Source organism: Corynebacterium sp. AOP36-E1-14, assembly GCF_052377495.1.
GTDB lineage: Bacteria > Actinomycetota > Actinomycetes > Mycobacteriales > Mycobacteriaceae > Corynebacterium.
The window spans coordinates 1-26,960 of record NZ_JBQSWV010000033.1 but is presented as its reverse complement, the minus strand read 5'-3'; the positions used below and the strand labels follow the sequence as shown (position 1 = coordinate 26,960).

General features: G+C 67.3%; 20 protein-coding genes and 1 pseudogene. 8 read left to right on the top strand and 13 right to left on the bottom strand.

Going from position 1 to position 26,960, the window contains the following annotated elements; genetic code table 11:
• The 4 genes and pseudogenes from ACT3TD_RS12950 to ACT3TD_RS12935 form a co-directional block, all read left to right on the top strand.
• Window positions 1–424 (top strand): annotated as a pseudogene (locus ACT3TD_RS12950) (ComEC/Rec2 family competence protein); the annotation flags it as partial.
• Window positions 425–477: 53 nt separating this feature from the next.
• On the top strand, window positions 478–963 hold the full coding sequence (locus tag ACT3TD_RS12945) for a TIR domain-containing protein (protein ID WP_441579166.1): 486 nt from the start codon (window positions 478–480) through the stop codon (window positions 961–963).
• Window positions 964–994: 31 nt separating this feature from the next.
• A complete protein-coding gene (gene holA / locus ACT3TD_RS12940) occupies window positions 995–1,984 on the top strand; it encodes a DNA polymerase III subunit delta (RefSeq protein WP_441579167.1) in 990 nt (329 codons plus the stop codon).
• 237 nt (window positions 1,985–2,221) lie between these two features.
• Window positions 2,222–4,042, top strand: a complete 1,821-nt coding sequence (locus ACT3TD_RS12935) for an NAD(P)/FAD-dependent oxidoreductase (protein ID WP_301442044.1) — start codon at window positions 2,222–2,224, stop codon at window positions 4,040–4,042.
• 48 nt (window positions 4,043–4,090) lie between these two features.
• Here ACT3TD_RS12935 and ACT3TD_RS12930 read toward each other — a convergent pair whose 3' ends face one another.
• From ACT3TD_RS12930 to ACT3TD_RS12920, 3 genes are read right to left on the bottom strand one after another with little or no spacing between them, the layout of a single operon-like run.
• Window positions 4,091–5,203 carry an alpha/beta hydrolase family protein gene (locus ACT3TD_RS12930; protein ID WP_441579168.1) on the bottom strand — a complete coding sequence of 371 codons (1,113 nt, stop codon included), beginning with the start codon at window positions 5,201–5,203 and terminating at the stop codon, window positions 4,091–4,093.
• Window positions 5,204–5,244: 41 nt separating this feature from the next.
• Window positions 5,245–6,276, bottom strand: a complete 1,032-nt coding sequence (locus tag ACT3TD_RS12925; RefSeq protein ID WP_301442046.1) for an alpha/beta hydrolase family protein — start codon at window positions 6,274–6,276, stop codon at window positions 5,245–5,247.
• Between the two features lie 38 nt (window positions 6,277–6,314).
• Window positions 6,315–6,575 (bottom strand): hypothetical protein, encoded by a 261-nt coding sequence (locus ACT3TD_RS12920; protein ID WP_301442047.1) that lies wholly within the window; start codon window positions 6,573–6,575, stop codon window positions 6,315–6,317.
• 107 nt (window positions 6,576–6,682) lie between these two features.
• Between ACT3TD_RS12920 and ACT3TD_RS12915 the strand changes: the two genes are divergently transcribed.
• Window positions 6,683–8,218, top strand: a complete 1,536-nt coding sequence (locus ACT3TD_RS12915; protein ID WP_301442048.1) for an NCS1 family nucleobase:cation symporter-1 — start codon at window positions 6,683–6,685, stop codon at window positions 8,216–8,218.
• Here ACT3TD_RS12915 and ACT3TD_RS12910 read toward each other — a convergent pair.
• From ACT3TD_RS12910 to ACT3TD_RS12895, 4 genes are all read right to left on the bottom strand, one after another.
• Entirely contained in the window at window positions 8,184–9,374 is a 1,191-nt protein-coding gene (locus tag ACT3TD_RS12910; protein WP_301442049.1) for an acyl-CoA dehydrogenase family protein, read from the bottom strand. The genes ACT3TD_RS12915 and ACT3TD_RS12910 overlap by 35 nt on opposite strands.
• A gap of 37 nt (window positions 9,375–9,411) precedes the next feature.
• Window positions 9,412–12,651, bottom strand: a complete 3,240-nt coding sequence (locus ACT3TD_RS12905; RefSeq protein WP_301442050.1) for a UvrD-helicase domain-containing protein — start codon at window positions 12,649–12,651, stop codon at window positions 9,412–9,414.
• Window positions 12,648–15,422 (bottom strand): PD-(D/E)XK nuclease family protein, encoded by a 2,775-nt coding sequence (locus ACT3TD_RS12900; RefSeq protein ID WP_301442051.1) that lies wholly within the window; start codon window positions 15,420–15,422, stop codon window positions 12,648–12,650. Before ACT3TD_RS12900 ends, ACT3TD_RS12905 begins: the two co-directional genes overlap by 4 nt.
• 86 nt (window positions 15,423–15,508) lie before the next feature.
• Entirely contained in the window at window positions 15,509–17,671 is a 2,163-nt protein-coding gene (locus ACT3TD_RS12895) for a hypothetical protein (RefSeq protein ID WP_301524849.1), read from the bottom strand.
• A 142-nt stretch (window positions 17,672–17,813) separates the two neighbouring features.
• On the opposite strand from ACT3TD_RS12895, the gene ACT3TD_RS12890 reads away from it, so the two are divergent.
• Window positions 17,814–18,869, top strand: coding sequence for a GIY-YIG nuclease family protein (locus tag ACT3TD_RS12890; protein WP_301442053.1), 1,056 nt, complete (start codon window positions 17,814–17,816; stop codon window positions 18,867–18,869).
• 88 nt (window positions 18,870–18,957) lie between these two features.
• Here the strand turns inward: ACT3TD_RS12890 and rpsT are convergent, their stop codons facing one another.
• The 5 genes from rpsT to ACT3TD_RS12865 all read right to left on the bottom strand — a co-directional run bounded on the left by rpsT (window position 18,958) and on the right by ACT3TD_RS12865 (window position 22,321).
• Entirely contained in the window at window positions 18,958–19,224 is a 267-nt protein-coding gene (gene rpsT / locus ACT3TD_RS12885) for a 30S ribosomal protein S20 (RefSeq protein ID WP_301442054.1), read from the bottom strand.
• A 216-nt stretch (window positions 19,225–19,440) separates the two neighbouring features.
• Window positions 19,441–20,448 carry a hypothetical protein gene (locus tag ACT3TD_RS12880; RefSeq protein WP_301442055.1) on the bottom strand — a complete coding sequence of 336 codons (1,008 nt, stop codon included), beginning with the start codon at window positions 20,446–20,448 and terminating at the stop codon, window positions 19,441–19,443.
• Between the two features lie 58 nt (window positions 20,449–20,506).
• The gene (locus tag ACT3TD_RS12875; RefSeq protein WP_441579169.1) at window positions 20,507–21,115 is read right to left on the bottom strand and encodes a DNA-3-methyladenine glycosylase I; all 609 of its coding nucleotides are present in this window, start codon (window positions 21,113–21,115) and stop codon (window positions 20,507–20,509) included.
• Between the two features lie 4 nt (window positions 21,116–21,119).
• Window positions 21,120–21,788: an alpha-ketoglutarate-dependent dioxygenase AlkB family protein gene (locus tag ACT3TD_RS12870; RefSeq protein ID WP_301442057.1), complete on the bottom strand. Its 669-nt coding sequence runs from the start codon at window positions 21,786–21,788 to the stop codon at window positions 21,120–21,122.
• Window positions 21,788–22,321 (bottom strand): type II toxin-antitoxin system PemK/MazF family toxin, encoded by a 534-nt coding sequence (locus ACT3TD_RS12865; protein WP_441579170.1) that lies wholly within the window; start codon window positions 22,319–22,321, stop codon window positions 21,788–21,790. Before ACT3TD_RS12865 ends, ACT3TD_RS12870 begins: the two co-directional genes overlap by 1 nt.
• Before the next feature lie 248 nt (window positions 22,322–22,569).
• Here ACT3TD_RS12865 and ACT3TD_RS12860 point away from each other — a divergent pair, with 248 nt between their 5' ends.
• The gene (locus ACT3TD_RS12860) at window positions 22,570–22,989 is read left to right on the top strand and encodes a hypothetical protein (RefSeq protein WP_441579171.1); all 420 of its coding nucleotides are present in this window, start codon (window positions 22,570–22,572) and stop codon (window positions 22,987–22,989) included.
• Window positions 22,990–23,016: 27 nt separating this feature from the next.
• On the opposite strand, the gene ACT3TD_RS12855 is transcribed toward ACT3TD_RS12860, so the two are convergent.
• Window positions 23,017–23,985 (bottom strand): MerR family transcriptional regulator, encoded by a 969-nt coding sequence (locus ACT3TD_RS12855; protein ID WP_441579172.1) that lies wholly within the window; start codon window positions 23,983–23,985, stop codon window positions 23,017–23,019.
• Window positions 23,986–24,156: 171 nt separating this feature from the next.
• On the opposite strand from ACT3TD_RS12855, the gene lepA reads away from it, so the two are divergent.
• Window positions 24,157–26,007 carry a translation elongation factor 4 gene (lepA, locus tag ACT3TD_RS12850; protein WP_444615092.1) on the top strand — a complete coding sequence of 617 codons (1,851 nt, stop codon included), beginning with the start codon at window positions 24,157–24,159 and terminating at the stop codon, window positions 26,005–26,007.
• Window positions 26,008–26,960: the final 953 nt, after the last annotated feature.

The following is a 26,960-nucleotide window of genomic DNA, read 5'->3' as shown; positions in this document are numbered from 1 at the left end:
GGTGGTGCTGCTCGCCGCGCTGGCCACGGTGGCCGGTGTGCGCGCCGGTGTCTTGTCGACCGGGCCTTATGCGCAGGACACGGGGGCGGACGTGCTTCAGCGGGTGTGGGCGGACGATCTGGGGGACGTGCCGTGGACGGTGGGCGTGCGGATGGCGTCCGGGACGCCGGAGATCCTGCGACGTGACGGCGGGAGCGACGCGCCGGTGGTCGTCCTCGCCGACGAGGACGCGGTGCTGCTGCACGAGTACCGCCTGAACGCGCAGGCGTCGCCGCAGCGTCCTGACCTGTACGTGGCCACGGCGTGCGGGCGCAGCCGCGGGATGCCGAGCCGCACGCCCGCCGGCGTGCCGGTGGCGTTCCCGTGCAGGGACGGGACGGTGGTGCTCGGGGAGGACGGACTGTACGCGGACGGGAGTCCGTGAGGTGGGGTATGTTCGGTGTGGACGTGTTTGTCCCTGAAACCAGGAGGATGGCCGTGACCACGACTGCGTACTACTCGTTCCACCACAAGAATGACGACCACCGGGTGCGCCTGGTGCACGAGATCGACACCGTGACCGGGCAGCCGCTGCTGGAGAAGCAGGAGTGGGACCGGGTGAAGGCCGGGGGGAACCGGGCGGTGAAGGAGTGGGTCGACGAGAAGATGTCGGCGTCGGACGTGGTCATCGTGCTCGTCGGCGGCGAGACCGCGGGACGGCACTGGGTGCGTCACGAGATCGAGCAGGCGTGGGAGGACGGCATACCGCTGCTCGGGGTGCGGATCCACGGGCTGGCAGGTGCCGAAGGGGAGGTGGGAGAAGAAGGGGAGGACCCGTTCGGGCGCGTCGACGGGGTGCACGGCGTGCCCCTGTTCGACCCCACGCAGCGCGACGAGCACGGGGAGATCGACTCCGCGGCGATGCTGGCCACGCTGCGGGAACGGCTGCCGGAGTGGGCGGGCCAGGGGGTCATCGGGGCGTGAGCCGACGGCCGTGTCCGGGGCGGCCGATAGGATGGGCCGCATGGCAACGAGTCCCCGTCCCCCCGCACCGGTGAACCTCATCGTCGGTGCCGACAGCTTCCTCGCCGAGCGTGCCCGTCACCGCATCGTCGCGGCGACCCGGGCGCACGCCGGCATCGACGACCTGCCCGTGGACATGCGCAAGACCTCCGAGCTCAACGCCGGTGAACTCGCGGAGCTGCTGAGCCCGTCGCTGTTCGCCGAGGACCGGATCGTGGTGGTCACCGGCGTGGAGGAGGCGGCGAAGGACTCCGTGGCGATGATCGAGATGGCGGTGTCCGACCCCGCGCCGGGTGTGGTGCTGATCCTGCAGCACACGGGCAAGGGGCGTCAGAAGGCGTTGGCGACGAGCCTGCCGAAGAAGGGGTCGAAGGGTGCGGTGGAGGTGTTCTCCGCCGCGGAGCTCAAGGGGCGGGAGCGTCAGGGGTTCGTGGAGCAGGAGTTCCGTGACCTCAAGGTGCGTGTGACCCCGGACGTCACCGCAGCGGTGCTGGACTCGGTGGGCACCGACCTGCGCGAGCTCGCCAGCGCGATCAGCCAGCTCGTCGCCGACACCGACGGGCAGGTCACCGAGGATGCGGTGCACCGGTACTACCAGGGCTCGGCGGAGGTGTCGGGCTTCGACGTCGCCGACCTGGCGATCGCCGGACGCGCCGACCAGGCGCTCGGCTCGGCGCGCCGGGCGTTGCAGCTCGGGGTGCCCCCGGTGCTGCTGGCCTCGGCGTTGTCCGGCGGCATCGACGACATCGCCCGGGTGCACGGGGCGCGGGTGAATCCGCGGCAGCAGGCCGGGGAGTACGGCATGCCGCCGTGGAAGCTGGAGAAGACGGTGCGTTCGGCGAGGTCGTGGAAGGCGTCGTCGGTGGCGGCGGCGGTCCAGATCGTCGCGGAGCTGGACGCCGGGGTGAAGGGGCATGCCGCGGACGCGGACTGGGCGGTGGAGGACGCGGTGCGGCGGATCGCCGAACTCGCCCGGGGGTGAGCTGTCTCACCCCCGGCGCCGTGGTGACCGTGGGGGTGGCCGGTGGCGTGACCGGGGTTGTCGCCATCGGCAAAATTATGTTCGCACAGTGATGTTTTCAGAGTGGTCGTCAGGGGCGGCCGGGGGCCATACCGTGGTCGGGGTCAGTCCGGTGTGACGTACTCCACAGAGCACCGTGGAAACCGTGACGTGACACTTCAGGCTCTCCAGCATCTTACGCGAACGAAAGGACGGTTCATGACCGCCACATCCACCGCCGCAGATCTCGACCAGCAGGTCCAGACCTGGCTCACCACCTTCGCAGACGCCCTGAACACCTCCGACCCCGACGCCGCCGCAGAGGCGGTCTCCGGGATGTTCGAACCCGACGGCTTCTGGCGAGACTTCGTGGTCTTCACCTGGAACCTGCACACCGCCGAGGGGGCCGACTCCATCGCCGACCTGGTGCGGGAGAACAACGACCGCGTCGGTGCCACGGACCTCGTCGTCGAGGACGCCACCGACGAGGGCGACGGCGTCACCCGCGGCACCGTCACCTTCACCACCCCGGTGTTCAAGGCCCGGGCGATCGTGCGGCTGCGTGACGGCAAGATCTGGACGTTGCTGACCTCCGCGCGCGAACTCCTCGCCCGCCCCGAGCCCAAGGGGACCAACCGTCCCAAAGGCGTGGAGCACGGCCCGGACGCGCACAAGCTCAACTGGGCCGACAAGCGCGCCCGCCGGCAGGAGCGACTCGGCTACGAGGACCAGCCCTACGTGCTGATCGTCGGCGGCGGGCAGGGCGGCATCGCCCTGGCCGCCCGGCTCAAGCACCAGGGTGTGCCCACGCTGGTGGTGGAGAAGTCCGAGCGTCCCGGCGACCAGTGGCGCGGGCGCTACCACTCCCTGTGCCTGCACGACCCGGTCTGGTACGACCACCTGCCCTACCTGCCGTTCCCGTCGACCTGGCCGGTGTTCACACCGAAGGACAAGATGGGCGACTGGCTGGAGCACTACACCGGCATCATGGACCTGGACTACTGGGCGAAGACCACCTGTGAGCGGGCGTCCTACGACGAGGCGTCCGGCACCTGGGAGGTCGTGGTCTCCCGCGACGGCGAGCAGGTCGTCCTCAACCCGACCCAGCTGGTGCTGGCCACCGGCATGTCGGGTGTGGCGAACAAGCCGTCCCTGCCGGGGGAGGAGGAGTTCCGCGGGGAGATCCGCCACTCCTCGGAGCACCCCGGCGGCGAGGCGGACAAGGGCCGGCGTGTGGTGGTGCTGGGTGCGAACAACTCCGCGCACGACATCTGCAAGGACCTGTACGACAACGGCGCGCACCCGGTGATGATCCAGCGCTCCTCCACCCACATCGTCAACTCCGACGCCTTCATCAAACACGTCACCTCCCCGCTGTTCTCCGAGGAGGCCGTGGAGTCCGGCATCGACACCGACACCGCCGACATGCTCTTCGCGTCGATGCCCTACAAGCTGCTGCCCGCCGGGCAGAAGCAGGCCTTCGACGCCGTGCGTGAGGAGGACGCCGAGTTCTACAAGGGCCTGGAGGACGCCGGCTTCATGCTCGACTTCGGTGAGGACGAGTCCGGCCTGTTCCTGAAGTACCTGCGCCGCGGCTCGGGCTACTACATCAACGTCGGCGCCTCCGAACTCGTCGCCGACGGGTCGATCGAGCTGCACTCCGGGGTCGGCATCGAGCGCTACACCGCCGACGGCGTGGTGCTCACCGACGGCACCGAGCTGCAGGCCGACGTGGTCGTGCTGGCCACCGGCTACGGGTCGATGAACGGCTGGGCCGAGATGCTGATCAGCCCGGAGGTCGCCGACAAGGTCGGCAAGTGCTGGGGCCTGGGCTCCGACACCGCCAAGGACCCCGGCCCGTGGGAGGGCGAGCTGCGCAACATGTGGAAGCCCACCCAGCAGGACAACCTGTGGTTCATGGGCGGCAACCTGCACCAGGGACGCCACTACTCGCGTTACCTGGCGCTGCAGCTCGCCGCCCGCCACGAGGGGCTGGACACCCCCGTGTACAAGCTCGCACCGGTGCACCACACGTCCTGAGTGTGCGGCGCTGGCGCGGGGGACGCGCCGGCGCCCGCGCGGCGAGCGCTACCGCGGCGCCTCGGCGAGCTCCGTGGAGCCGTCGAGGTGCGAGTTCAGCTCGTCGCGCGGTGTCGTGGAGACCCGGTGGATGATGTCGAGCACCCGCTCGTAGTGCGCCGAGGTGTTCTTCAGGAAGGACGTGTGGTCCTCGCCCTTGAGCATGATCAGCTTCGCGTTGCCGCCGTCACGGCTCACCGCCTCCACGTAACGCTCGGAGTTCTGCGGGGACACCAGGCCGTCGTCCGTGCCGTGCACGGCGGCGACGGGGATGTGCCGGTTGATGTTCTGGATCGGGTCGATGCTGTCGTAACGCTCCGGCATCTCGGCGGGCGTGCCCTTCATCGCCTCCACGATGTTCTCGTCGCCGTGCTCGGCGGACCACACCAGGTCCAGCGGGCCGGACAGGGAGACCACGCGGTTGGGGGTGAACTTCGGGTCCGCGCCGAGCTGCCCGGTCTCCAGGTCGCCGCGCGTGCCCGCCCAGGCGGCGAGCTGCGCGCCGGCGCTGTGGCCCACCACCGTCTCGTCGTCGATGGTGATCTGCGGGTAGTTCTCGTCGATGGTGGGGACGAAGTCCAGGGCGTCGGCCACGTCGGTGAAGGTCTGCGGCCAGCCGCCACCCTCGCTGACGTCGCGGTACTCCACGTTGAGCACCGCCATCCCGCGCGACGCCAGGTCCGCGGCGATGTGGCGCGAGCCCGGCGCCCCGCCGTGCCACGCTCCACCGTGGATGAACACCACCAGCGGGACGGAGTCCTCCTCCTGCGTCCCGTCCTGCGCTCCGTCGGCGCCGCCGGGCAGGTAGAAGTCCGCCCAGTTCTGCGTGGGGTCAGGGTCGCCGTCGCGCACCGGGTAGAGGAAACGTTCGACGAAGCCCTCGGCAATCTCGTCGGACGGCACGTCGGTGGCCACGGTCGGGGCCGTTGCGTCCGACGCGTCCGCAGCGTCCGACGTCGTTGTGCTCGCGGTGGTGCTCGCGGCGCCGGTGGAGGACGCACCGTCGTCACCGGAGTCGGTGCTGCACGACGTCAGGGCGCCGCCCAGCGCGGCGACGTCGAGGACGGAAACGACGGACGAGGCACGTCCGGCACGGCAATTGCGGGGAAGGGGTAGGGACACGGCGGAATCACTCCTCGAAGGTCAGGGTGTCGGTCCTGAGCTTACTGTGCCCCGGCGCCCGCGGTCTCGGCGATGATGTCGAGCAGACGCGGATAGTGGCGCGACGAGGACTGCAGGAACGACAGATGGTCGGCCCCGTCGAACAGGACGAGCTCGGCGCGTCCGCCGACGTCGGTGACCGCGTCGACGTAGTGCTCCGAGTTCTCCTGCGGGACGAGGTCGTCGTCGGTGCCGTGCACGGCGACGACCTGCACCTGCGGGTTGATGTTGCGGATCGGGTCGATGGAGTCGTAGGCGTTCGGCAGTTCATCGGGCGTGGCCTCCATCGCCTCGACGATGTTGTCGTCGCCGTTCTCCGCCGCCCACACCAGGTCCAGGGGCCCGGCCAACGACACCACCCGGGTGGGGGAGAACGCCGGGTCCGCGCCGACCTCGTCCTCGCTCAGGCGGGAGCGTGAGGCGGCCCAGGCGGCGAGCTGACCACCGGCGCTGTGCCCGACGACGGTGGCGTCCTCCGTGTCGAGCTGCGGGTAGTTCTCGTCGATGGCGGGGACGTGGTCCAGGGCGTCTGCCACGTCGGTGAACGTCCCGGGCCAACCGCCGCCCTCGCTGACGCCGCGGTACTCCACGTTGAGCACCGCCATCCCGCGCGCGGCCAGGTCCGAGGCGATGTGGCGCGAACCGTGCGCCCCACCGTTCCAGCCGCTGCCCTGCAGGTAGACGACCAGGGGGACGGAATCCTCGGTGACATCCGTGGCCTCTGTGTCCGTCGCTTCAGCGTCGTCGGTGTCGGGCAGGTACAGGTCCGCCCAGTTCTCCTCCGGGTCGGGGACGCCGTCGCGCACGGGGTAGACGATCCGCTCCACGAAACCCTCGGCCACCTCGTCCTGCGGCACCTCGGCGACCACGTCCAGCCCACTTCCCCCGCCCGTGCCGACGGCGGGAGGGGCCTCGGCGGAGACGCCACCGTCGGTGCCACAGGCGGTCAGGCAGGACGCCCCGGCGATGGTGCCGAGCAGGCCGAGCACGGCCGTCGCGACGGCGCGCTGGCTGCGCCGTTGCTGTCGTGTCACCGCAAACGCCTCTCGTGGTGGTCAGTGACCTCCGGAGTTTACCGGATCAGTTTCCCTGCGTCGTGGAGTCGTTTGACGATCTCCGCGGCGAAGACGCTGGTCTTCACGTCCACGCCGGTGACCTTGCGGTACTCCGCGGCGATCTCCGTCCACGAGTGCTGCGCGGCGAGCGTCCTGAGCTGTGCGAACCGCGGTTCGCTGAAGCAGTCGACGGCACTGACGTCGGCGAAGGTGTCGACGATGAATGAGGCGGCGTTTCGGGCGGCGCCGGGTGCGGGGATGACTTTCCCGATATCCAAATTCTTACTCCCGATTCGTTTTATCGGTCCCGTCGAAGACCTATAACAACTACTCTTCGACTGTAACGATGCAGACGATTCCATGAGACAGATTCGGTGACCCACCCATGACAGACAACCACGATGGTGCCGGTGCTGCCGGCGCCAGCCCGGTGACCAGTGACACGGTGGACATCACCGTCGCGAACGCGGACCCCGCGCTCTTCAACGCCGACCTCGCGCCCATCCCGCGCAAGTACCGCAAGTGGGGTGCCTTCGAGATCTTCAACGTCTGGACCAACGACGTCCAGTCCCTCGCCGGCTACACCCTGGCCGCCTCCCTCTTCATCGGCGCCGGCATCAGCGGCTGGTACGTCTTCGCCGCGATCGTGCTGGCCGGGGTGATCGTCAACTGGCTGGTCAACCTCTCCGGTGCACCCAGCGTGAAACTCGGTGTGCCCTACGCGGTGATGGCACGCATGTCGATGGGCGTGCTCGGCGCCAGGTTCCCCGCCCTGGTCCGCGGCGTGGTGGCGATCTTCTGGTACGGCGCGCAGACCTACTTCGCCTCCACCGCGGTGGCGTTGGCGATCAACGCCATATTCGACTCGCCGCAGTCCGGGGAGTTCCTGGGGATGAACGCGGTGTCCTGGATCTCCTACGTGATCGTGGCGATCCTGCAGGTCGCCCTGTTCAGCCGGGGTATCGACGCGATCACCAAGTTCCTCAACTTCGCCGGACCCGCGGTGTACGCGGTGATGGTGGTGCTGCTGATCGTGATCTGGGTGCGCGCCGGTTCCGAGATGCTGCCGGCCGTGGGCTCGATCTTCAACAGCGACGGGGTCACCGGCTGGGGGACCGTCTCGGCGTTCGCCGGCGTGGTGGGCACGATGGTGGCCTACTTCTCCGCGGTGATCATCAACTTCGGTGACTTCTCCCGGTTCTCCAAGTCGGAGAAGTCCATGCGGCTGGGCAACTTCACCGGCCTGCCGTTGTCGCTGGCCTTCTTCACCTTCCTCGCCCTGTTCATCACCGCCGGTGCCTACGTGGTCTTCCAGGACGGCCAGGGCACCCCGATGGACAACCCCTCCGACATCATCGGCCAGGCGGACTCGGTGATCCTGTCGATCATCGCCGCGGCGACGTTCCTGGTGGCCACGGTGGGTGTGAACCTGGTGGCGAACTTCATCCCGCCGGCCTACGACATGGCCAACCTGGCACCGTCGAAGATCAGCTTCCGGATGGGCGGGATCATCACCGCCGTGCTCGGCTTCATCATCGGCGGCCTGTGGGTCGCGGTGATCGAGGACATCGGACTGCCCACCTTCGTGGACACCCTCGGCGCGATCCTCGCACCGCTGTACGGGGTGCTCGTCGTGGACTACTACGTGATCCGGCGCAAGCAGGTCGATCTCACCGACACCTTCAGCCTGGACCCGAACGGCCCGTACTTCTACCGCAAGGGCTGGAACATCAAGGGGCTGGTGGCCGTCGCCCTGGCCGCGGTGTTCGCGGTGGCCACGGTCTGGTGGTCCGCGCTGGAGGACCTGTCCGGCTTCGCCTGGCTCATCGGCGCCGCCCTCGGCGGGCTGCTCTACTACCTCGTGATGCTCGGCGACCCGACCCGCACTACCCGCGGTTCCGGAACGCCTGCTGCCCGGTGAGTGCCTGACCGATGCTGAGCTGGTGCATCTCGGCGGTGCCCTCGTAGGTCAGCACCGACTCCAGGTTGTTGGCGTGGCGCAGGGGGGAGTACTCCAACGTCACGCCGGACGCCCCGAGCAGCGTGCGGCACTGCCGGGTGATCTCCAGGGCGACGCGGGTGGAGTTCAGCTTGCCCACGCTGACCTGGTGGGGCTTCAGCTCCCCGGCGTCCTTGAGTCGGCCCAGGTGCAGGGCCAGCAGGAAGGACTTGTCGAGCTCCACGGCCATGTCCGCCAGCTTCGCCTGGGTGAGCTGGAAGGAACTCAGCGGACTGTCGAACACCTGTCGGGTGGACACGTAGTCCAGGGTGGTGGCCAGGGCATCGTGCGCAGCACCGAGCGCACCGAAGATGATGCCGAAGCGCGCCTCGTTCAGACAGGTCAGCGGTCCGCGCAGCGACTGGACGCCGGGCAGGCGGCGTTCCTCGGGCACCCGGCAGTCGTCCAGCACGATCTCCCCGGTGACCGAGGCGCGCAGGGAGAGTTTGCGGGGGATCTCCGGAGCGCTGAAGCCTTCGGTGTCGGCGTCGATGATGAAGCCGGAGTAGCCGCCCTCGGTGCGCGCCCAGACGACGGCGACGTCGGCGACCGGGGCGTTGGTGATCCACATCTTCGTGCCGTTGAGGATCCAGTCGCCGGTGGCGGTGTCGCGGGTGGCGTGGGTGCGCATATTGGCAGGGTCGGAACCCGCATCCGGTTCGGTCAGCCCGAAGCACCCCACAGTGGTGCCGGCGGCCATGCCGGGCAGGTAGTGCTCCTTCTGCTCCTCCGAACCCCAGTGGTGGATGGCGAACATCGCCAACGAACCCTGCACCGAGACCAGCGAGCGCAGCCCGGAGTCCACGGCCTCGATCTCCATGCAGGCCAGTCCGTACTCGGTGGCACTGGCCCCGGCGCAGCCGTAGCCGTCCAGGTGCATGCCCAGCACCCCGAGTTCGCCGAGTTTCGGTGCGAGCTCGTCGACGGGCAGGGTGCCGTCCTCGAACCAGGTGCCCACCTGCGGTGCGAGTTCACGTCCGGCGAACTCGGCGACGGTGTCGCGCAGGAGCCGTTCGTCGTCGCTGAGCAGGGAGTCGGCGGAGATGAGGTCGAGTGGTGAGGTGGGTCCGGTGGTCATCGGTGGTGTTCTTTCCGTTCAGGTGCTCATGGCCGGCTCATGTCAGGGACACGTCCAGCACCGTGCCGAGCAGCGGCAGGTGGATGAGGATCGCGGCCGGTGGCTGGCCGTCGATGTCGGTGAGCGCGTGGTGGTAGGTGTGCATCTGGCCGAGGTAGGTGGAAACCACGTGCCCGACCGGATCCCCTCCAGGATAGGTCTTGTGGTCGACGATCACCCGACGCCCGTCGTCCAGCGTGAGCAGTTCGTCCAGCCAGCCCTGGGCGCGCTGGTGGTCGGGGTTCGACCAGGCGAAGGGGACCTCGGTGGCGCTGGACGCACCCGGGTACGTCGAGGCCAGCCACCGGGTCCACCGCTCGCCGGCCTCGACGACCCGGTCGGCGTCCACCCGGTCGCCGACACCCCAGCTGCCCACCAGCCGGGTGGCGGTGCTGAGCTTCTGCTCCTCGCTGAGGTGGGTCAGCGGGGCGGCGAGGTAGGCGTGGATGCAGTCGCCGACCTTGTTCCAGTCCTTTCCACCGCCGGTGACCAGTGCGGGGCCGAGGTCGGCGACCTCGGTGACGGTGGCGCCGGACGCCACGGCGTCGGTGGCCTCCACGCCGCTGGGGGCGAACGTCGCCGGCAGCAGGTCGAGCGGCGTCGGGGCGTCCTGCCGGTGGGCGTCCAGCATCGCCGCACGCGGCGTCGGGGCCGCCTCAGGGGAGACGGTCTGCTCACCGGTGTCGGCCGCGGAGGCCTCGATCTCGCGGACGGGGCAGTCCAGCAGCCCGGCGAGCTGCTCCTCCTGCAGGTCGGCCTCGGCCAGCGCCTTCCACCTACCCACGGCGGAGTACGGGGCGAGCACCGTGCGTGTGCGCGAGCGGGTCATGGCGACGTAGAGGACGCGCTGCTCCTCGATCATGTCGGAGCGTCGGCGGACGGCCTGGGCGTCGGTGTCGGTGAGCAGTTCCTTGACCGTGCTGACCGCGGTGATGGTCGCCGGCCAGAACCGCAGTTCGCGTCCGGCCAGCGGCAACTCCATCGTCAGCGAGGTGGTGGGCTGCACCCACACGCCGGAGGGGGTGAAGCGGTCGCGCATGTCCGGCAGCGCCACGACCACGGTGTCCCACTCCAGGCCCTTGGATTGGTGGATGGTGTCCACGAACACTGCGCCCGGGTCGGCGGTGGGGGTGGAGACCGCGTCTTCCGAGAGCAGGTGCTCCAGGAAGCCCGCGGGGGTGGACGGCTGGCCGGCGGACTCCGCCTCACCGGTGTAGTCCTCCACCGCGCGCAGCACGCCGAGCACCGCGCCGGTGCGCTCGGTCGGCTCCGACCAGATGGCGATGCGTCGGCGCAGGTCGAGTGCGTCGATCACCGCACTGACGACGTCGGCGACGGGCACCTCCGACAGGGTGGGACGCAACCGGCGCAACGGCTCCAGGGTGTCGTCCTGCGACCAGGTGGCGAGGGTCTCCCAGCGTTCCTCGCGGGTGGCCAGGGAGGTCAGCGTGGCGAACCAGTCGCGGTGGGCGGGGTGCTCGTCGAGGAAGGTGACCAGCTCGATGAGGGCCTGGGTGTCGCGGTCGTCCAGCAGCCAGGCCAGGGCGGCGCCGACGAGCTGGCCCTCGCGGGTCTGCGACAACGGTGTGCCGCCACCGGTGCAGGGGATGCCGCGTCGGCGCAGTTCGGTGCGCAGCTCCGCGGCGTGGGTGTTGTTGCGCACCAGCACCGCCCGGCCCTTCGCCGGCACGCCCTCGGAACGTTCCAGGGAGGAGAGCCCGGTGGCGATGCGGGCGAACCAGGTGTCCTTGTTCTTGCGGGACTTCTCCACCGGGGCCCACAGCACGGCCGCCCCGCCGGAGCGTTCCTCCGCCAGGTGCTCGGGCACGGTGATGGTCACGTTCTGCTCGGGGAAGAGGTGGCTGAACAGCCGGTTCGACAGGCCCAGGGGTTCGGCGTGGGTGCGCCAGGAGTGCGACAGGGTCTCCGAGGTCCCGGCCAGCCCGGCCGGGTCGGTGATGGTGCCCACCGCGGCGTCCATCAGTGCGGGGTCGGAGCCGCGGAAGCCGTAGATGGACTGCTTCGGGTCACCGACCCAGATGACCTCCTCGACGAGGGCGGCGAGCTCGGTGAACAGGGCGAGCTGCAGGGGACTGGTGTCCTGGAACTCGTCGACGACGAGGATGCGGTAGCGCGCGGCCAGGGTCTCACGCACCGCGGTGGTGGTCGCCTGGGGCACACCCTCGCCGCGCAGCAGCCGCAGGGTGAGCTGTTCCTGGTCGGTGAAGTCGATGAGCCCGAGGGCGTTCTTGTACTCGGCGTAGGCGTCCAGACAGGATGCCGCGGTGTCGAAGACCAGCCGGATCAGTGCGTCCAGGTCGGCGCGTAGTGCAGGGTCGGCGGCGATGTCCTCGGCGGAGATCACCTCGCCGTAGGCCTCCTTGATCGGTTTGGTGGGCGCGTCGACGCCAAGGACCTTGCCCTCGGCGGTGCGAAGCCAGTCCTTCCAGGGGATGCTGGCGCGCTCACGGCGCACGCGCCGGGCGAAGCGGTCCAGGTCGGCGAATCGGGACTGCAGGCTGGTGGCGGAGCGTTTGGCGATCAGCCCGGACTCGATGTCGGCGCGCAGCTGGTCGGGGATGCGCTGGGCGGCGCCGGCGAGCAGGGCGCGGGTGTCGACCGGTGTGGCTGCGGCGTCGCTGTCCGGTGCACCGGCACCGTCGAGCGCGGCGTGCAGTTCGGCGATGCTGGACTCGGCGAAGCCGGCGAGCTTGTCGGCGGGGATGTCGTTGGCGCGGGCCTGCTCGGTGACGGTGTGCACGGTCTTCGCCCAGTTCACCCCGGAGCTGAAGTAGCTGCCGTCGGAGTCGTCGTCGTAGCCGGTGCGCGCCAGCAGGTCACGGTGGTCGGTCTCGGCGTCGGCGATGATGCGGTCGGTGGCCAGACGGAAGGCGTCGCGCTGGGACTGCTCGGTGAGTACGGAGAGCTCGGGGGAGCGTCCGGCGTCCATGGCGAAGTCGGTGAGCACCCGGCCGGTCACGGAGTTCACCGTGCCGATCAGCGACGTCGGCAGGGCTGCGGCCTGCTCGAGCAGGCCGTCGTCGACGAGGGTGGTGCGGATGCGTTCCTTGAGCTCTGCCGCCGCGGCACGCGTGAAGGTCGTGGCGATGATCTGCGAGGGACGGTAGGGGTGGGTGCCGTCGGCGTCGACGCGGCGCAGCCGTTCGGTGAGCAGTTCGGTCAGCCGGTAGGTCTTGCCGGAGCCCGCGGAGGCCTTGATGATGGTCCAGGTTGTCATGAGAAGTCCCCCGTGGCGCCGGTGATCAGCGGGTAGTCGGTGTACTTGGCGTTCTTCTCGGGGAAGAAGCCAGTTGTGCGGGCCGCGGCAAGTTCGCGCTCGTAGGCCCCGGTGGCGTCCTCGTCGAAGGGGGAGACCGGGGTGGTGTTCTTCTTCGGCTTCTCGAACGCCTGCCAGTCCTCACGGTTCACGAGGTTGCCGAGGTCGGTGACGCGCCCGGCGGAGAGGTCGTCGAGGATGTGGTTGAGCCCGGTGACCGCCCGGTCCCAGAGTTCGTCGGTGTCGGCCGCGCCGGTGTCGGACGGTTCGACGGTGAGCGTCTCCTCCGCGCCGAAGCGCTCGTCGGTGGTGTCGAGGCGGTTGTCGCGCAGGTTGAAGTAGGCGACGGGGATCTCGGCGAGGCGCTGCGGCGTCTCGTCCGGAGACGCGGTGTTCTCGGACGCGACCGAGGCGGCGTAGACGGCGAGCTGCAGGGCGGTACCGTCCTGCACCGCGTCGCGGTACTTCTTGCGCGCGAAGGTGTACTTCAGGTCGATGACCCCGGGCGTGCCGTCGGCCATGACCACGTCCATGTCGCGCAGCCCACCGAGTTCGAGCTCGGTGCCGTCCGGTCCGTGGCTGCCGGCCAGCGCGGTGGTGAAGGACGCCTCGACCGCTCGGATGGCCACGCCGGCCTCGGCGAGGGTGGTGAACAACCCGGCGATGGACTGCTCGGCCAGGGCGAGGGTGGTGCCGAGCTCCCGGCTGCGCCCGGGCATCTGCAGTTCGGCGGCGTACCAGGGCAGCAGGCGGCGTAGCTCGGCGGCGATCTCGTCGCGGCTGGCGAGGATCGTGACGGGTTCGCCGGCGTTGTCGTCGAGATGCCGGTTGACGATGTTCTCCACCACCGTGTGCAGCCATGTGCCCACCATCTGGTTGCCGCTGGGGATCGTGGCCAGCCCACCGGCACGGATGCCCAGGCGGCGCTCCAGCAGCCACTCCAACGGGTGGACCAGCAGCTTCTCCCACTGCGAGAAGCTGATCCGGGTGGGCAGCAGGTGCTCACCGGCGGCGACGGCCCGGGAGATCGGGTCGGGCACGTCGATGGTGACAGGTTCGGGCACCGTGCGGTGGGCCTCGGGGAGCTCCGCGGCACGGGTGGCGGGCTCACGGCCCTGACGGTGCAGGTCGTCGATGAGGAAGGTCAGCGCCGGGTGCTGCGAGGCGGCCTCCCCGTTGATCGAGGCCACGGTCAACGCGGTGACCGAGTGACGTCGGCGCAGGGCGCGCAGCTGGGAGTCCAGGGCCAGCCGGGCCTCGGCCTCCGGGTCGGGCAGGATCACACCGGCCGCAGTCAGCCACTCCAGTTCGGCGGGGCGCACACGTGCCCGGGGCGTGGCGGAGGTGTCCACCGGCAGCCACCACACCACCGGGGCACTGCCGGTGCCCAGGTGTGCGGGGTCGGTGACCACGTCGGCGACCTCGTCGGCGCGGGCGTTCATGCTCAGTCCACCGGTGGCGGTGAACTCCGTGATGACCTGGTCGAGTTCTCTGGCGGACACCCGCTCGCCGAGTTGTTCGAGCAGCTCGCGCAAGGGGGCGATGCGCCCGCCGACGTCGGAGGAGACCGACTGCCCGCGGCCCTGGGAGGTGAACTGACGCTGCAGCCACTCCAGGTGGGCCGACACCTCGGCGGTGTCGTAGCCGGCGTCATCAGTGACGAGCGGACGCCGCCGAATCAGCTCGTCGAAGTCGGTGATCTTCTCCACCGCGGTCGGCTTGTCCTCCACGGCGGCCAGGGCCTCGGTGACGGCTGTGTCCCAAGCAGGCCCACCGACTCCGGGTTGCTGGTTGAGCGCGCCGACGAGCCGGGAGCGCAGCGCGCCGGGGACAAGGGAGGAGGTGGTGCCGTCCACGGTGATGCTGGTGTTCAGCAGGTCGACCAGGGCGTGGATGTCGTGCGGGGTGGTCATCGCCCGCAGGAACAGCGGGATCACCTGCGCATAGGACGACGCCTCCCGCGCCGCGACCCCCAGCGGGGCCTGCCCGGTGCGCACACGTTCGCGGTCCAGCAGGTCCGTGGAGTTCCCGGCGACGACAGTGTGGCGCGTGGAGGAGTCGGCGAGATCCTTCAGCAGCCGCGCGGCGACGGGGGAGGCGTCCCACACCGTGTCCGCGGTGACCACGGTGAGTTCGTCCAGTGGTTCAGGTGCCGGCAGTTCGGTGACCTCCACACCGAGTGCGTCCAGGTTGCCCAGGATGCGCCGCCACACCGGCGGCAGGTCGGCGAGCTCACCGTCGACGTCGACCTGCTCGATACCCAAGGGCCAGGAGCTGGCGGACGCCACCAGGTCGCCCAACGCCCGATCGACGTCGCGCAGCAGGTCAGCCGTCCCCGGGGCCCAGCCCGGTTCCTCGGTGAGGGTCTTCTCCACGGCGGCGAGCACGCACAGACGCCGGGGTGCGCTGGGGTCTGCTGCACCGTCCCAACCGGCACGCACCAGTTCATCGCGCCAGCCCAGCAGCTCACGCGCCACCGTCCACGGGTCGGCGTGGAAGCTCGCCACCGGCCAGCTCTTCAGGTCGGCACCGGCGAGCACCCGGGTGAGCACCGCGCGGTAGGCGGCGATGCGCATCGGCTGGTCGCTCTCCGGGGCGGAGAGTGCCAGGCGGGTGGCGAGGATGTCGGTGAGCTGTGCGGGGCCGGTCGTCACGGAGCCGAGGCCGCCGGTGGTGGCGGCGGCGTCGACCCAGCGGGCGCCGTCGAAGCCCCAGCCGAAGGTGATGTGCATGCAGTGGTTCCTTAACGCGATTCAGGTGTCTCCGACATGCTAGCCGGTGGGACGGACATGAAATTCTGGGTGCGGATAAGAGGAGGTCAGGAGTCCTTCTTCTGCCTGGACTTGATGAAGATCCAGGAGGCAGCGACGAAGATGATGATGAAGACGGTGGTCAGCCAGAAAGGCACGGTTGAGCTACTGGATGGCAGTAGCTGGACGAGTCCTGGCACGGCGAAGACGATGGCCAGGACGCCGAAGGCGCGGTTCTGAGTGCTCTCATTCCTTGCTCGCAGATCTTCGGCGTTCTGCCGCTCCGTCTGCCGTTCGGCGTCGTCCTCACGGCGTTGCTTCTCCTCGCGGCGCACGTCCGCCTCACGCTGCTGTGCTTCGCGTTCCGCCTGGTTGCGGATCTCGCGGTCGAGCTCGATCTGACGCGAGTTGAACTGGGTCGTGTAGACCGCCTGCCGCAGCTCGAGTTCGTCCTTGACGTCGGCGTAGCGCCGGCCGGCTCCGGTGGCCTCGCGCAGCGACGTCATGAACTCCGTCTCGAACTCGCGGTCGGGGACGGCGTCGAACCACAGGCGGTCGCGGAAGCGTACGAAGTCGGACTGGATCAGTTGGAAGGTGTTGAGGTCGGAGGTGAGTGCGTGAGCCTCATCATCCGGAGCGGAGCACGGCGTGCTCGGGCGTCCCGAGGACGCGGTGGAGAACTTGATCGCGCGCAGCCGCTCGCTGACATTGGACAGCATCGAGGTGGAACGGTGGACCAGGATCGCAAGGTCGACGAACCGGGTACTGGACAGCATCCACGGCCGGCAGTCCTGGCGGGACGCCAAGGCGTTTCGGACGATGCAGGTTCCACTCGCCGTCGGAAGCATGGTCCAGTACTCGTAGCGACTGCGGTCCGGGGTGCCCTCGACATCACCGGAGTACCGCGGGATGCCTTCGGCGAAGTCGTCGGCGCCGGAACCGAGTTCCCAGGCCCACATGTCGAGTTCCCTCCACGCCCACTCCTCGTCCTCGGCGATGTCACCGAATAGTCGCGGTTGCGGATGGTCGCTGTGGCCGGGAATGGCGCACACGGTGCGCAGAGGCTGGTTGCTGCCCATCCCGCGCCAGACCGGGATCTCCTTGTCTTCACCGGGCAGGGTGGTGATCGGCGTGAGCACGTCGGAGTTCCTGTATCCGCCGTTCAGCCACCCACCTTTGTGGACGGTGGCGGAGAACGTGCGGTTTTCGTCAGCTTCCAGGGATGGGAAAGGTAGGCCCTCATTGAGGGCAGTGAGCGCCTGCTCGACGAAGAAGGGCAGCAACCGGACACCAGGATGGTTCCGCTTCTTGCTCCTCCACGGTGCCCGGAGATTGTCGGAGCCGCACTCGGTGTTGCCGTCCCAGTCTTCGATATCGACGACATTCCGTGAGCGGTGGAGCGACTGTGAGATTCTCTCGAGTGTCGGACCATCGCAGTTTTCCGCCACGACGTGGAGGACCAGGAAGTCGTGGGCGAGTTCACCGGCTTCCGACGAACGGAGTTCCTCGTGGAAGCGGTGGGTGACCATGCCCCTGTACTGCAGGAATTCGGCGCAGACCAGACTCACCGACGGATCCGCGGCACGACAGGACCCATCCGTGTCTGCATCGAGGATCCGGTACTTCGAGGTCGGGTGTGCAGGCTGTCCGTCCTCGCGGAGGTGCGTACCGGGCGAAGAAGCCTTGTAGGTGTCCGCGTCGAACATGAAACGGTGGCAACGAACATCATCGGTGGGGGCGGCGTGATCTCCGCCGGAGACGACCGCCCCCACGTTCCTGGAGACCGCGCCCTTGGAAGGGATTCCCTCGTCGACGGCGGAGCTGCCGACGGTCTGGCCGAGCGGGCCTTTGAACCTGGCGCTGGCGGACTGGTGGAACGTCCGCGGATTGTGGTCGTAGGAGGTGTCGCCGTCGCGATTGTAGTCCGGTGGGACGAATCGGCCGTCGATCTCGATGGGGGTCGTGATCGTCTGGATTCCCCGGAACCGGCCGGGGATCCAGGACGGACCGAGGTCGATGAACCTGTCGGCGGTGAGTGCCGGCGGGAGGCCGCGTGCGGGGAAGGGCAGAGCGATGCTGAAAACAGCGGCTCTCCAGTCAGGCAGCTCGGCGACGTCGTAGGAGTCGTCGAGCCCGAGTCGCATTCCGTGACGCAGGAAGTCCTGGTCGTAATCGTTGGTCTTCCCTGAGCTCCGTGCGGGTTTCGACTCCGCCGTGCCGGATTCCACCATCACCATTCTCCCTGTTCCCTCATTTCTTCGGATGTTGTATCTGACTAACGTTCTCATGCCCGGACCGCGATTGCCGGGCGAATGAGGAGTACTCCCCGGAAGTAGGTACGAAGATGATCAGAAAAGGATACTGTGCGTAACCATGGCAAAGAGTACTGAATATCAAGGTAAAGACCAGGGTAAGGACGTCGAGGTCAGCGTCGGAGGGAAGGGCGACTACTACGTCTACGCGTTGTCACGGCGTCCGGTGGAGGAGGGGTTCGACCTGCGGAACATCTTCTACGTGGGCAAGGGGAAGGGTAACCGGTGGAAAGCGCACTTCAAGGAGACGCTGGCGGACCTGCGACGGAAGCAGGACGATCCGGACGTGGTGCTGAGCCGGAAGAAGGAGGCGATCAGCGAACTCTACGAGACCGGTGGGGACGAACTCGACATCGAACGCCATGCCTACCTGGTCGAATGGGGGCTTTCGGAGGCAGAGGCCCTGCGCACCGAGGCGCTGGTCATCAAGATGATGAAGACCTACGGCAATGAGCTGACCAACATGGTGTCCGGCCACCATGAGGCCGAGGTTCTCATGCCGGCCGGTGAGGTTCGACGCTTCTACGCTGCGGAGAAGGAGCACGTGGAACGGTTGAACTCGGCCGAGTTGGCGGACTTCGCTCCCGGTGGTCCGCGCGCGGAAGATTGCGTCTGCGTGGTCGTGAAGGGCAGCAACGACGACAAATCCTTCAGGGAGGACGAGCTTGTCGAGGGACTTGGCGAGACCGGGTTCCAGACGGCATACGTCGGCGAGAAGGGCGAGACCCCGCGTCGAGGCTGGGATCCTCGCTGGCCCTGGAGCGACGAGGAGGCCCGCGAACGTGCCCGGCACTACTGGACTGCCAAGCCCGAGAACGCCGTGGTTCTCAAGGAGATCGCCGACGAGGGACGACTGCAGCTCGCCCTGGCCATCAAGGATCCGCGGGCCAAGGAGACTGTCATCCGCTACATCTGGGAAGTCGACGACACCGAGGAGCCGTGGCTCTGGTACCCATACGGCGACAACGACGCCGGCAAGGTGGGCTTTCCCCTGGGCAGGTCATACGACGAGTCCGAGGATCCCTGGCTCGGTAAGGCTCTGGTGCAGGGGGAGAAGGACTGGTCGATCTTCGTAAACCGACAGTCCGGTATCTGCTACGTCAGTTTCGAGGACTGACCCCGGCAGAGCCGCACCAGCACAGCAGAAAACCCCGCCTCCGGTGTGAACCGGGAGCGGGGTTGACGGCGTGCGCGAAAAGCGCTGACTAGCCCTCGAGCTTGTTCAGCTGGGCAGCCAGGCCGGACTTCTTGTTCGCGGCGTTGTTCTTGTGGATGACGCCCTTGGTGGCGGCCTTGTCGTACAGGCGGCTGGTGGCGCGCAGCTGTGCGGTGGCGGCTTCCTTGTCGCCGGCGGCGATCGCGGACTCGAACTTGCGGGTCTCGGTACGCAGGCGGGAGCGGACGGCCTGGTTGCGCTGGCGGGCGGCCTCGTTGGTGAGGACGCGCTTCTTCTGCTGCTTGATGTTAGCCATGGGGCTTACCTCTTTCTGAACGGTGAATCGGTGATCGTTCGCCACTTCCACCCGGGTGAGCCGTGCACACGGTCTCTGACAACCAGCCCAAGGTCCTGCCGGTTGCGGTGCACACGCCGCGAGTGGTCGCGGGTCAACCTGACGAACACTACCAGTTCACCGCGGACCGCCGAAATCAGCGGCAACCATCATTCCAGTCCGTTCAGCTCACGCACCTCACGGCTCGTTCAGGTCGCGGGTACGCCGGTCGTCCGCCGGCGGGTACACCATGCGCTGCGGCATCGCCCCGGTCAACAGGGCCTCGATCTCCGCGGCGGCGTCCATCACCGCGCGCCACCGGAACTCCTTCGGCAGCCGGTCCACCGAGCCCAGCAGGCCGGAGTCCGGCAGGTAGGGGATCAGTCCGGCCCGGGCGATGGCCACCATGCCGGCGGTCATCGCCTCCTGCGCCTGGACCTCGGTGAAGTGCCGGCTGGTCATCAGGTCCGGGTCCACCAGACGCGACGGCAGCCACCAGTGGCTCGTGGTCGGCATGTCCGGCGGCCACGGCATCGCACTGTCCGACCAGGTCCGCGGATCCGACCACACCTGCGGGGCATGGGCCAGGAAGATGTGCCCCAGCACCTCGGCGACCACCGCCAGGGACTCCGGCGCCCCCGGCCCGCCCAACTCCCGGGCCAGGCGCAGCACGTACCAGGCGGAGGCGGTGTCCAGCTCCACCGGCGGGACGGAGCCCGGCAGGGCGGTGTGCACGTTGAGGGTGAAGGGGCCGGTGCGTTCGACCTGCACGGGATCGTCCTGCATCTCCACGACCATGCCGATGCCGCGCAGCTTCTCCAGCAGCGTGGGCCACACCTCCGCGGTATCCAGGGGGGTGGTCCCGCCCTGCCGGTAGCCGGAGTCCTCGATGTCGGCGATGAGGTCGATGTCCAGCACGTAGGTCTCCGACAGGGAGACCCGCGCGGCACCGTCGGCGGCTCGGTAGCCGTTGGAGTAGGCCTCGATTTCCGGGACGAGACGGGCGGTGCGCGCGGTGTCGGTGGCGTTGTGCCGGTAGCGCGAGCGGTAGCGGCGGAAGATCTGCATCGTCGCCTCGATGGCGTCGGCCAGTGGCAGGTCGCGTTGGCGCACGGCGAAGTCCAGCAGCACGGGCACGGTGGCGTGGCGTTCACGCGCGTTGCGCAGGCTCCACAGCTCGATCTCGAGGGCCTCGAAGGGTGTCATGCCGGATGTCATCGTGTGTTCGCCTGCCTTTCTGTTTTGCAGACGATAGGACACGTGGCTACCAGGGATCTCCGGCCTTTTCGCCGTGTTCGTTCCACAGTCCCGAACACCCGCGGCGGTGCGTGCCCACCAGGTGGGTGTCCACGATGCCCACGGCCTCCATCAGTGCGAACATGGTGGTGGGCCCCACGAACACGAAGCCCTCCTTCTTCAACGCCTTCGACAGCGCCACGGACTTCGGCGAGGTCGTCGGCACATCCTCGGCGCGCTGCGGCACCGGGGTGCGCGCAGGACGGAAGGACCATACGAACTCTGCCAGTCCGGTGCCGGGCCCGTGGCGTCCGCGCAGGGCGACGGTGGCCCGCGCGTTGGTGACCGTGGCCCGGATCTTGCGGGCGTTGCGCACGATCGCGGCGTCCTGCAGCAGTTCCTCGACCCGGTCCTCGCCGAAGTCGGCGACGGTGTCCGGGTCGAAGCCGGCGAAGGCGGCGCGGAAGGCGGGGCGTTTGGCCAGGATCGTCGCCCAGCTCAGCCCGGACTGGAAGGCCTCCAGGCTGATGCGTTCGAACAGGCCGCGTTCGTCGGTGACGGGCACGCCCCACTCGGTGTCGTAGTAGTCGCGCAGCAGGTCGGACGCCTCGGCCCACGCCGGACGCACCGGTTCCATTCTTCTACCCCTTCAGCCCGGTCTGACGCAGCGTGATGTTCAGCCGGCCGTGGATCTCCAGGTCATAGGGCCCGGTGTTGGGGTACACCTTGGTCACGCCGTGATAGTTCTGACGCGCGGGCCCACCGAAGACGAACAGGTCGCCGGACGCCAGCCACAGGTCGGTGTAGGGGCGGTTGCGGGTCTCGGCGTTGCCGAAGCGGAAGCGGCAGGTGTCGCCGATGGACAGCGACACCACCGGCCCGTCGGAGCGCTCGTCGGCGTCGCGGTGCATGCCCATCTTCGCCGCGTCGTGATAGTGGTTCACCAGGGCGACGTCCGGAGTGTAGGACGCCGCGAGCGCGGCGTCCCCCGTCGTCTCCACGACGGCGCGCCGTCCGAGTTCCACCAGCCAGTCCGGCACGGGCAGGACGGGGGCGTTGTTCACGTCGACCGCACGGCGGGTGTAGTGCCCGGGCGTCCAGTGCCAGCCGAGGCAGAGCATGGACACGCTCATCGGGTTGCCGTGGATGCGCGGGGAGTGCGGCGGGACGGGGCCCTTGGCCCACGCGGCGTACTGGGCGACGATCCAGCGCTGCTGGGCGATGTCCAGCCAGGCGGAGCGGTGGTGGGCGCCGTCCGGCAGGTCGGAGGCGGGGGCGTGCAGGTCGAACAGGGTGGGTTGGTCAGTCATCACGACCATCCGTAGCTGCGGCGCAGGGCGTTGGCCAGGCGCTCGTAGCGGCGTTCGGGCATGGAGACGCCGCGGCGCTGGATGGAGGCCTCGGGGATCTCGATGGTGCGGTCGGCCCGGGCCCAGCACTCGTTGCCGCGCGGGTCCCACAGGCCGGCGCCGATGGACACCCAGTTGTCGTCCTCGGCGTGCTCGGGGTTGGAGCTGATCAGCATGCCCAGCAGGGTGTGGCGGTTGCGGCCCACGACCACGCAGGCGCGCAGTTCCGGGGTGGATTCCCGGTTGGGCAGCACGTGGTACCAGACGACCTCGCCGGGGTCGGCCTGTCCGTCCATGTCGGGGGCGTAGATCACGGGGCGGGCGTGGTCCTGGGTGGGTGTGGTGACCGTGACGGCGCGCACCGCGGTCTCGGTGTGGGACGACTGGTCGAGGCCGAGGTTGGCGTGCAGCTCGGCCAGGCCCGCGTCCAGGTGGCCGCTGTGGTGGAAGTAGCGCTCGATGACGCGGCGCAGGGGATTCCGGGCGGAACTCATGGGAACCACTCTAGCGTGGGGGACGGACGTGGAAGCAGGGCAGTCGAACAGCCAGGTGGGAGGGGTTTCGGCGTGGGGTTGGCGGTGGGTTCGGTCCGTGCGGTACGAGTCGCATCCAGGCTGCGCCCAGGGCGTCGTGGGCTCGGTCATGAGCCTGGCAGGATGCTGTGTTTCAATGAAGTGCGATATATGATCATAAAATTACTTGGAGAAAACTAACTATAGTGCCGATCGTTGCCCTGACCTGTATGTCTATCGCAGCCTGCGGCGGTGAGTCTGAGGCAGAGGAAGCTGTGACGTCCACTGTGACGTCTACCGTCACGGAGACAGTGGAGCGTACGACGACCGTCACGGAAACCACCGAGGCCGAGCCAGAGCCGACCCGGACAGCGGAAAGCGCTGCGGAAGAGCCTGCGGCGAGCACGAGCGGATCCGCAGGGACCTTCGGTTCGGGGCCCCAGCTGGTCGGGAGCGACATCCAGCCGGGAACCTACAGGAACAGCGACAGCAGCAACATGTGCTACTGGGAGCGACTCTCGGGGCACAGCGGGGAAATCGACGACATCATCGCCAACGAGCTGACGGAGAGTCAGTCTGTCGTGACAATTGCCCCCACGGACGTCGCTTTCAGCTCCACAGACTGCGGGACCTGGACTCTGGTCGAGTAGCCCCGCACTCCGGAGAGCCGGCCGCTCCTATTCGTTGACCGGGTTGTTCCGCAGCCAGTCCAGTACCTGCTCTGCGTGCGTGTTCGGCGGGAAGATCGGGTAGAAGACGTACTCGATCACGGCGTCGCGGACGATGAGGGTGAGCCGGGAGTAGAGGCGCGTGTGCCCGGGTGCGGTGAACGTCGGCAACCGTAGTTCGTCCGCGAGCGACATGGACTGATCAGACAGCATCTCGAACGGCAGCGCCAGGCGCGATACGACCTCGTCCTGGTAGCCGGGAGTCTGGCTGGAGAGACCAAAGACCTGGTTGACGCCGAGATCCTGTAGCGATGAGAAGTGGTCGCGGAAGCTACACGCTTCGGTGGAGCACCCGTGGGCCCCGGGGATGTTGTCCCAGCCATCGGGAAGATCTTCGCCAGGTCGTCCGGTCAGTGGGTAGAGGTAGATCACGGTCCTCCCGGTGCCGAGATCTGCGAGATCGACATGGCGGTCGCCGCTCGTCGGTAGGAGGACGGACGGCATGGCGGTACCGGGGAGGTGTGTGGCTGCGCCGTCGTCCTCAGGTACAGGAAGATCCTGGGGGAGTGAGGTGAAGTCTGTCATGGTGGTTCCTTCGGTAGGTGCTGGAGGCGATGCAGTTTCCGTACCAGCGGCGCTGGTGTCCAGCCGGCGTTGAAGCTTGTGCCGACGGGTGGTGAGGGAGGCGATGGTGCGATCGAGCTCGGCGATGGTGTCCCGGTAGACCGCGAGTGAGGACACGCATTCGTCGCCGCTGGCGTGACCGAGGTCCAGACAGTCGATGAACGGTGCTGCCTTGCTCGGGGCGATGCCGAACTCGCTGAGTTCGCGGATCTCGATGACGATCCGGACGTCGTGGTCGTCATAGTCCCGGTAGCCGTTGCTGAGGCGTGTGGGGCTCAGAAGGCCGATGCGCTCGTAGTAGCGCACCGCCTTGACCGTGACGCCGGTGAGCCGGGCGAGTTCGGTGATTCTCATCAGGTACCTCCGGAACCAACGCTAGACGTTGACCCCGAGGGTAAGGTCAAGCCGCTGCGGCGGCGAGCACTCCGTCGGTGCACGGTCCGTAGGCATCACAGCACCAGAGCCAGGGGCCGGACAAGGTAGGCTCGACACGTTCGGCATCAAACCACCAGGAGGACGACACCCATGGCCCCCAAGCAGAAGAACTACGCCCGCGAGACGTTCACTGACCCCTCGCGGATCCGGAACTTCTGCATCATCGCGCACATCGACCACGGCAAGTCCACGCTGGCCGACCGCATCCTGCAGATGTCCGGTGTCATCGAGGACCGCGACATGCGCGACCAGTACCTGGACAACATGGACATCGAGCGCGAGCGGGGCATCACGATCAAGGCGCAGAACGTGCGTCTGCCGTGGGTGCCGAAGACCTGCGCGCACAAGGATGAGGAGCTGGTGCTCCACCTCATCGACACTCCCGGTCACGTGGACTTCACCTACGAGGTCTCCCGCGCACTGGAGGCGTGTGAGGGCGCGATCCTGCTGGTGGACGCCGCCCAGGGCATCGAGGCGCAGACGCTGGCGAACCTGTACCTGGCGATGGAGAAGGACCTGGAGATCATCCCGGTCCTGAACAAGATCGACCTGCCGGCCGCGGACCCGGACAAGTACGCGTTGGAGATCGCCAACATCATCGGCTGTGAGCCGGAGGAGGTTATGCGGATCTCGGCGAAGACCGGTGAGGGCATCCCGGACATGATCGACAAGGTCTGTGAACTTGTGCCGGCCCCGGAGGGCGATCAGGACGCACCGGCACGCGCGTTGATCTTCGACTCCGTCTACGACATCTTCCGCGGCGTGGTCACCTACATCCGCATGATGGACGGGACGCTGGAGCCGCGCCAGAAGATCCAGATGATGTCCACCGGTGCCTCACACGAGGCGCAGGAGGTCGGCATCATCTCCCCGAAGCCGGAGAAGGCCAAGGGCCTCGGTGTGGGCGAGGTGGGCTACATCATCACCGGCGCGAAGGACGTCCGCCAGTCGAAGGTGGGTGACACGGTCACCTGGGCCGTAAACGGGGCAACGGAGCCGCTGACGGGTTACCGCGAGCCGACGCCGATGGTCTACTCGGGTCTGTTCCCGATCTCTGCGAACCAGTACCCGGAGCTGCGTGAGGCGATCGAGAAGCTGCAGCTGAACGATGCCTCCCTGACCTTCGAGCCGGAGACCTCCACTGCACTGGGATTCGGTTTCCGCTGTGGCTTCCTGGGACTGCTGCACATGGAGATCACGCGTGACCGCCTGGAGCGCGAGTTCGACCTGGACCTGATCTCTACGGCGCCGTCGGTGGTCTACCGGGTGGTGGGAGAGGACGGCACGGAGATGCACGTCCAGAACCCGTCTGACTGGCCGGAAGGCAAGCTCAAGGAGATCTGGGAACCCATGGTGGACCTCACCGTGATCGTGCCGGAGGAGTTCCTGGGCGGGACGATGGAGCTGTGCCAGTCCAAGCGCGGACAGATGAAGAACATGGACTTCCTGTCGACGGACCGTGTGGAGCTGCGCTACCGTATGCCGCTGGGCGAGATCGTGTTTGACTTCTTCGACATGCTGAAGTCCAGGACGAAGGGCTATGCGTCGCTGAACTACGAGGAGAATGGCGAGCAGGAAGCTGATCTCGTGAAGGTTGACATCCTGCTGCAGGGGGAGCCGGTGGATGCGTTCAGCGCGATCGTGCACCGGGACCACTCGCTGCACTACGGCAACAAGATGACGAAGAAACTGAAGGAGCTCATCCCGCGCCAGCAGTTCGAGGTGCCCGTGCAGGCGGCGATCGGCTCGAAGGTGATCGCGCGTGAGAATATCCGCGCTCTGCGTAAAGATGTGCTTTCCAAATGCTACGGTGGTGACATCTCCCGCAAGAAGAAGCTGCTGGAGAAGCAGAAGGAAGGCAAGAAGCGCATGAAGTCCATCGGGTCAGTCTCGGTCCCACAAGAAGCGTTTGTTGCTGCGCTGAGTACTGACGAAGGATGACGAGGCTTCGAGGGTAGTTTCCATCTCGGAATGGAGAGGGATCTGAATAATATCAAAGAATCGATCGGCGAGTCATATGTAGTGAATCGTCCGCGGGGGATATTGAAGTTTTGCGTACGTTCAGACAAGAGTGTGTGGATGGGCCTGAGTGAGAGGCGGTTCATCAGCTCGCGCAAGGGCCCTTTATATACATATTCAGAGCGCAGTACATTATTTTTTAACATTACCCAAAAATCTACGAAATTTGGTTTAGTTCTATTTGGTCCGGCTGCGATGATATTTGTCAGCAGTTCTTTGGTCGACTGGGGTGTGACTACTACTTCTCTTTCTGTAATAATAAATCTCCTAATCCCGCTCCCGTATATCGCGGTTTCTTTTCTGGAATGCCTGTCGATGAGGGCCGTTCTGGTGAATCGCAAAGATGATGGGATGGGGGGTATATACGCCCTCTGCGAATCGGAAAGGCAAACAATAGTTGCTCAAGGTCGCAGTGCTGTCACGCGATTTTGTCCAGCCGCGATCTTCGGATTTCTCTTCAGTATCTTCTCTTCTATGTATCTACCTTTTGACGCTTTCATTGATTTAAACTGGAAAGCGGTATCAGCATCCCGCCCTCTCGAGTTTATAGAAATTCGAGATCTTCACATTCTCATCCTCAAGGCAGTCAGTATAATTCTCGGTCTGACATGGACGTATTTAAGTATCGTAAAATCTCCCGTGTCTGGTGCGGTTAGGATAATATCCTGAGGCGAAGCGGATTTCCCTTTGGTGGGTGAATGAAATGAGGTCAGCGTCCTCAGCTGTATAATTAGCCACTGTTCCTAAGTTTCATCGAATTAGTGGCTCTTCGCGATACGGAGTGAATAGATGAGGGCGGGGCTGCTGCGGTGTGGCACAACATACAGAGGCCCTTGCCGGTACAAGATGAGAGTTGCGAAGCCATCATCCGAGCG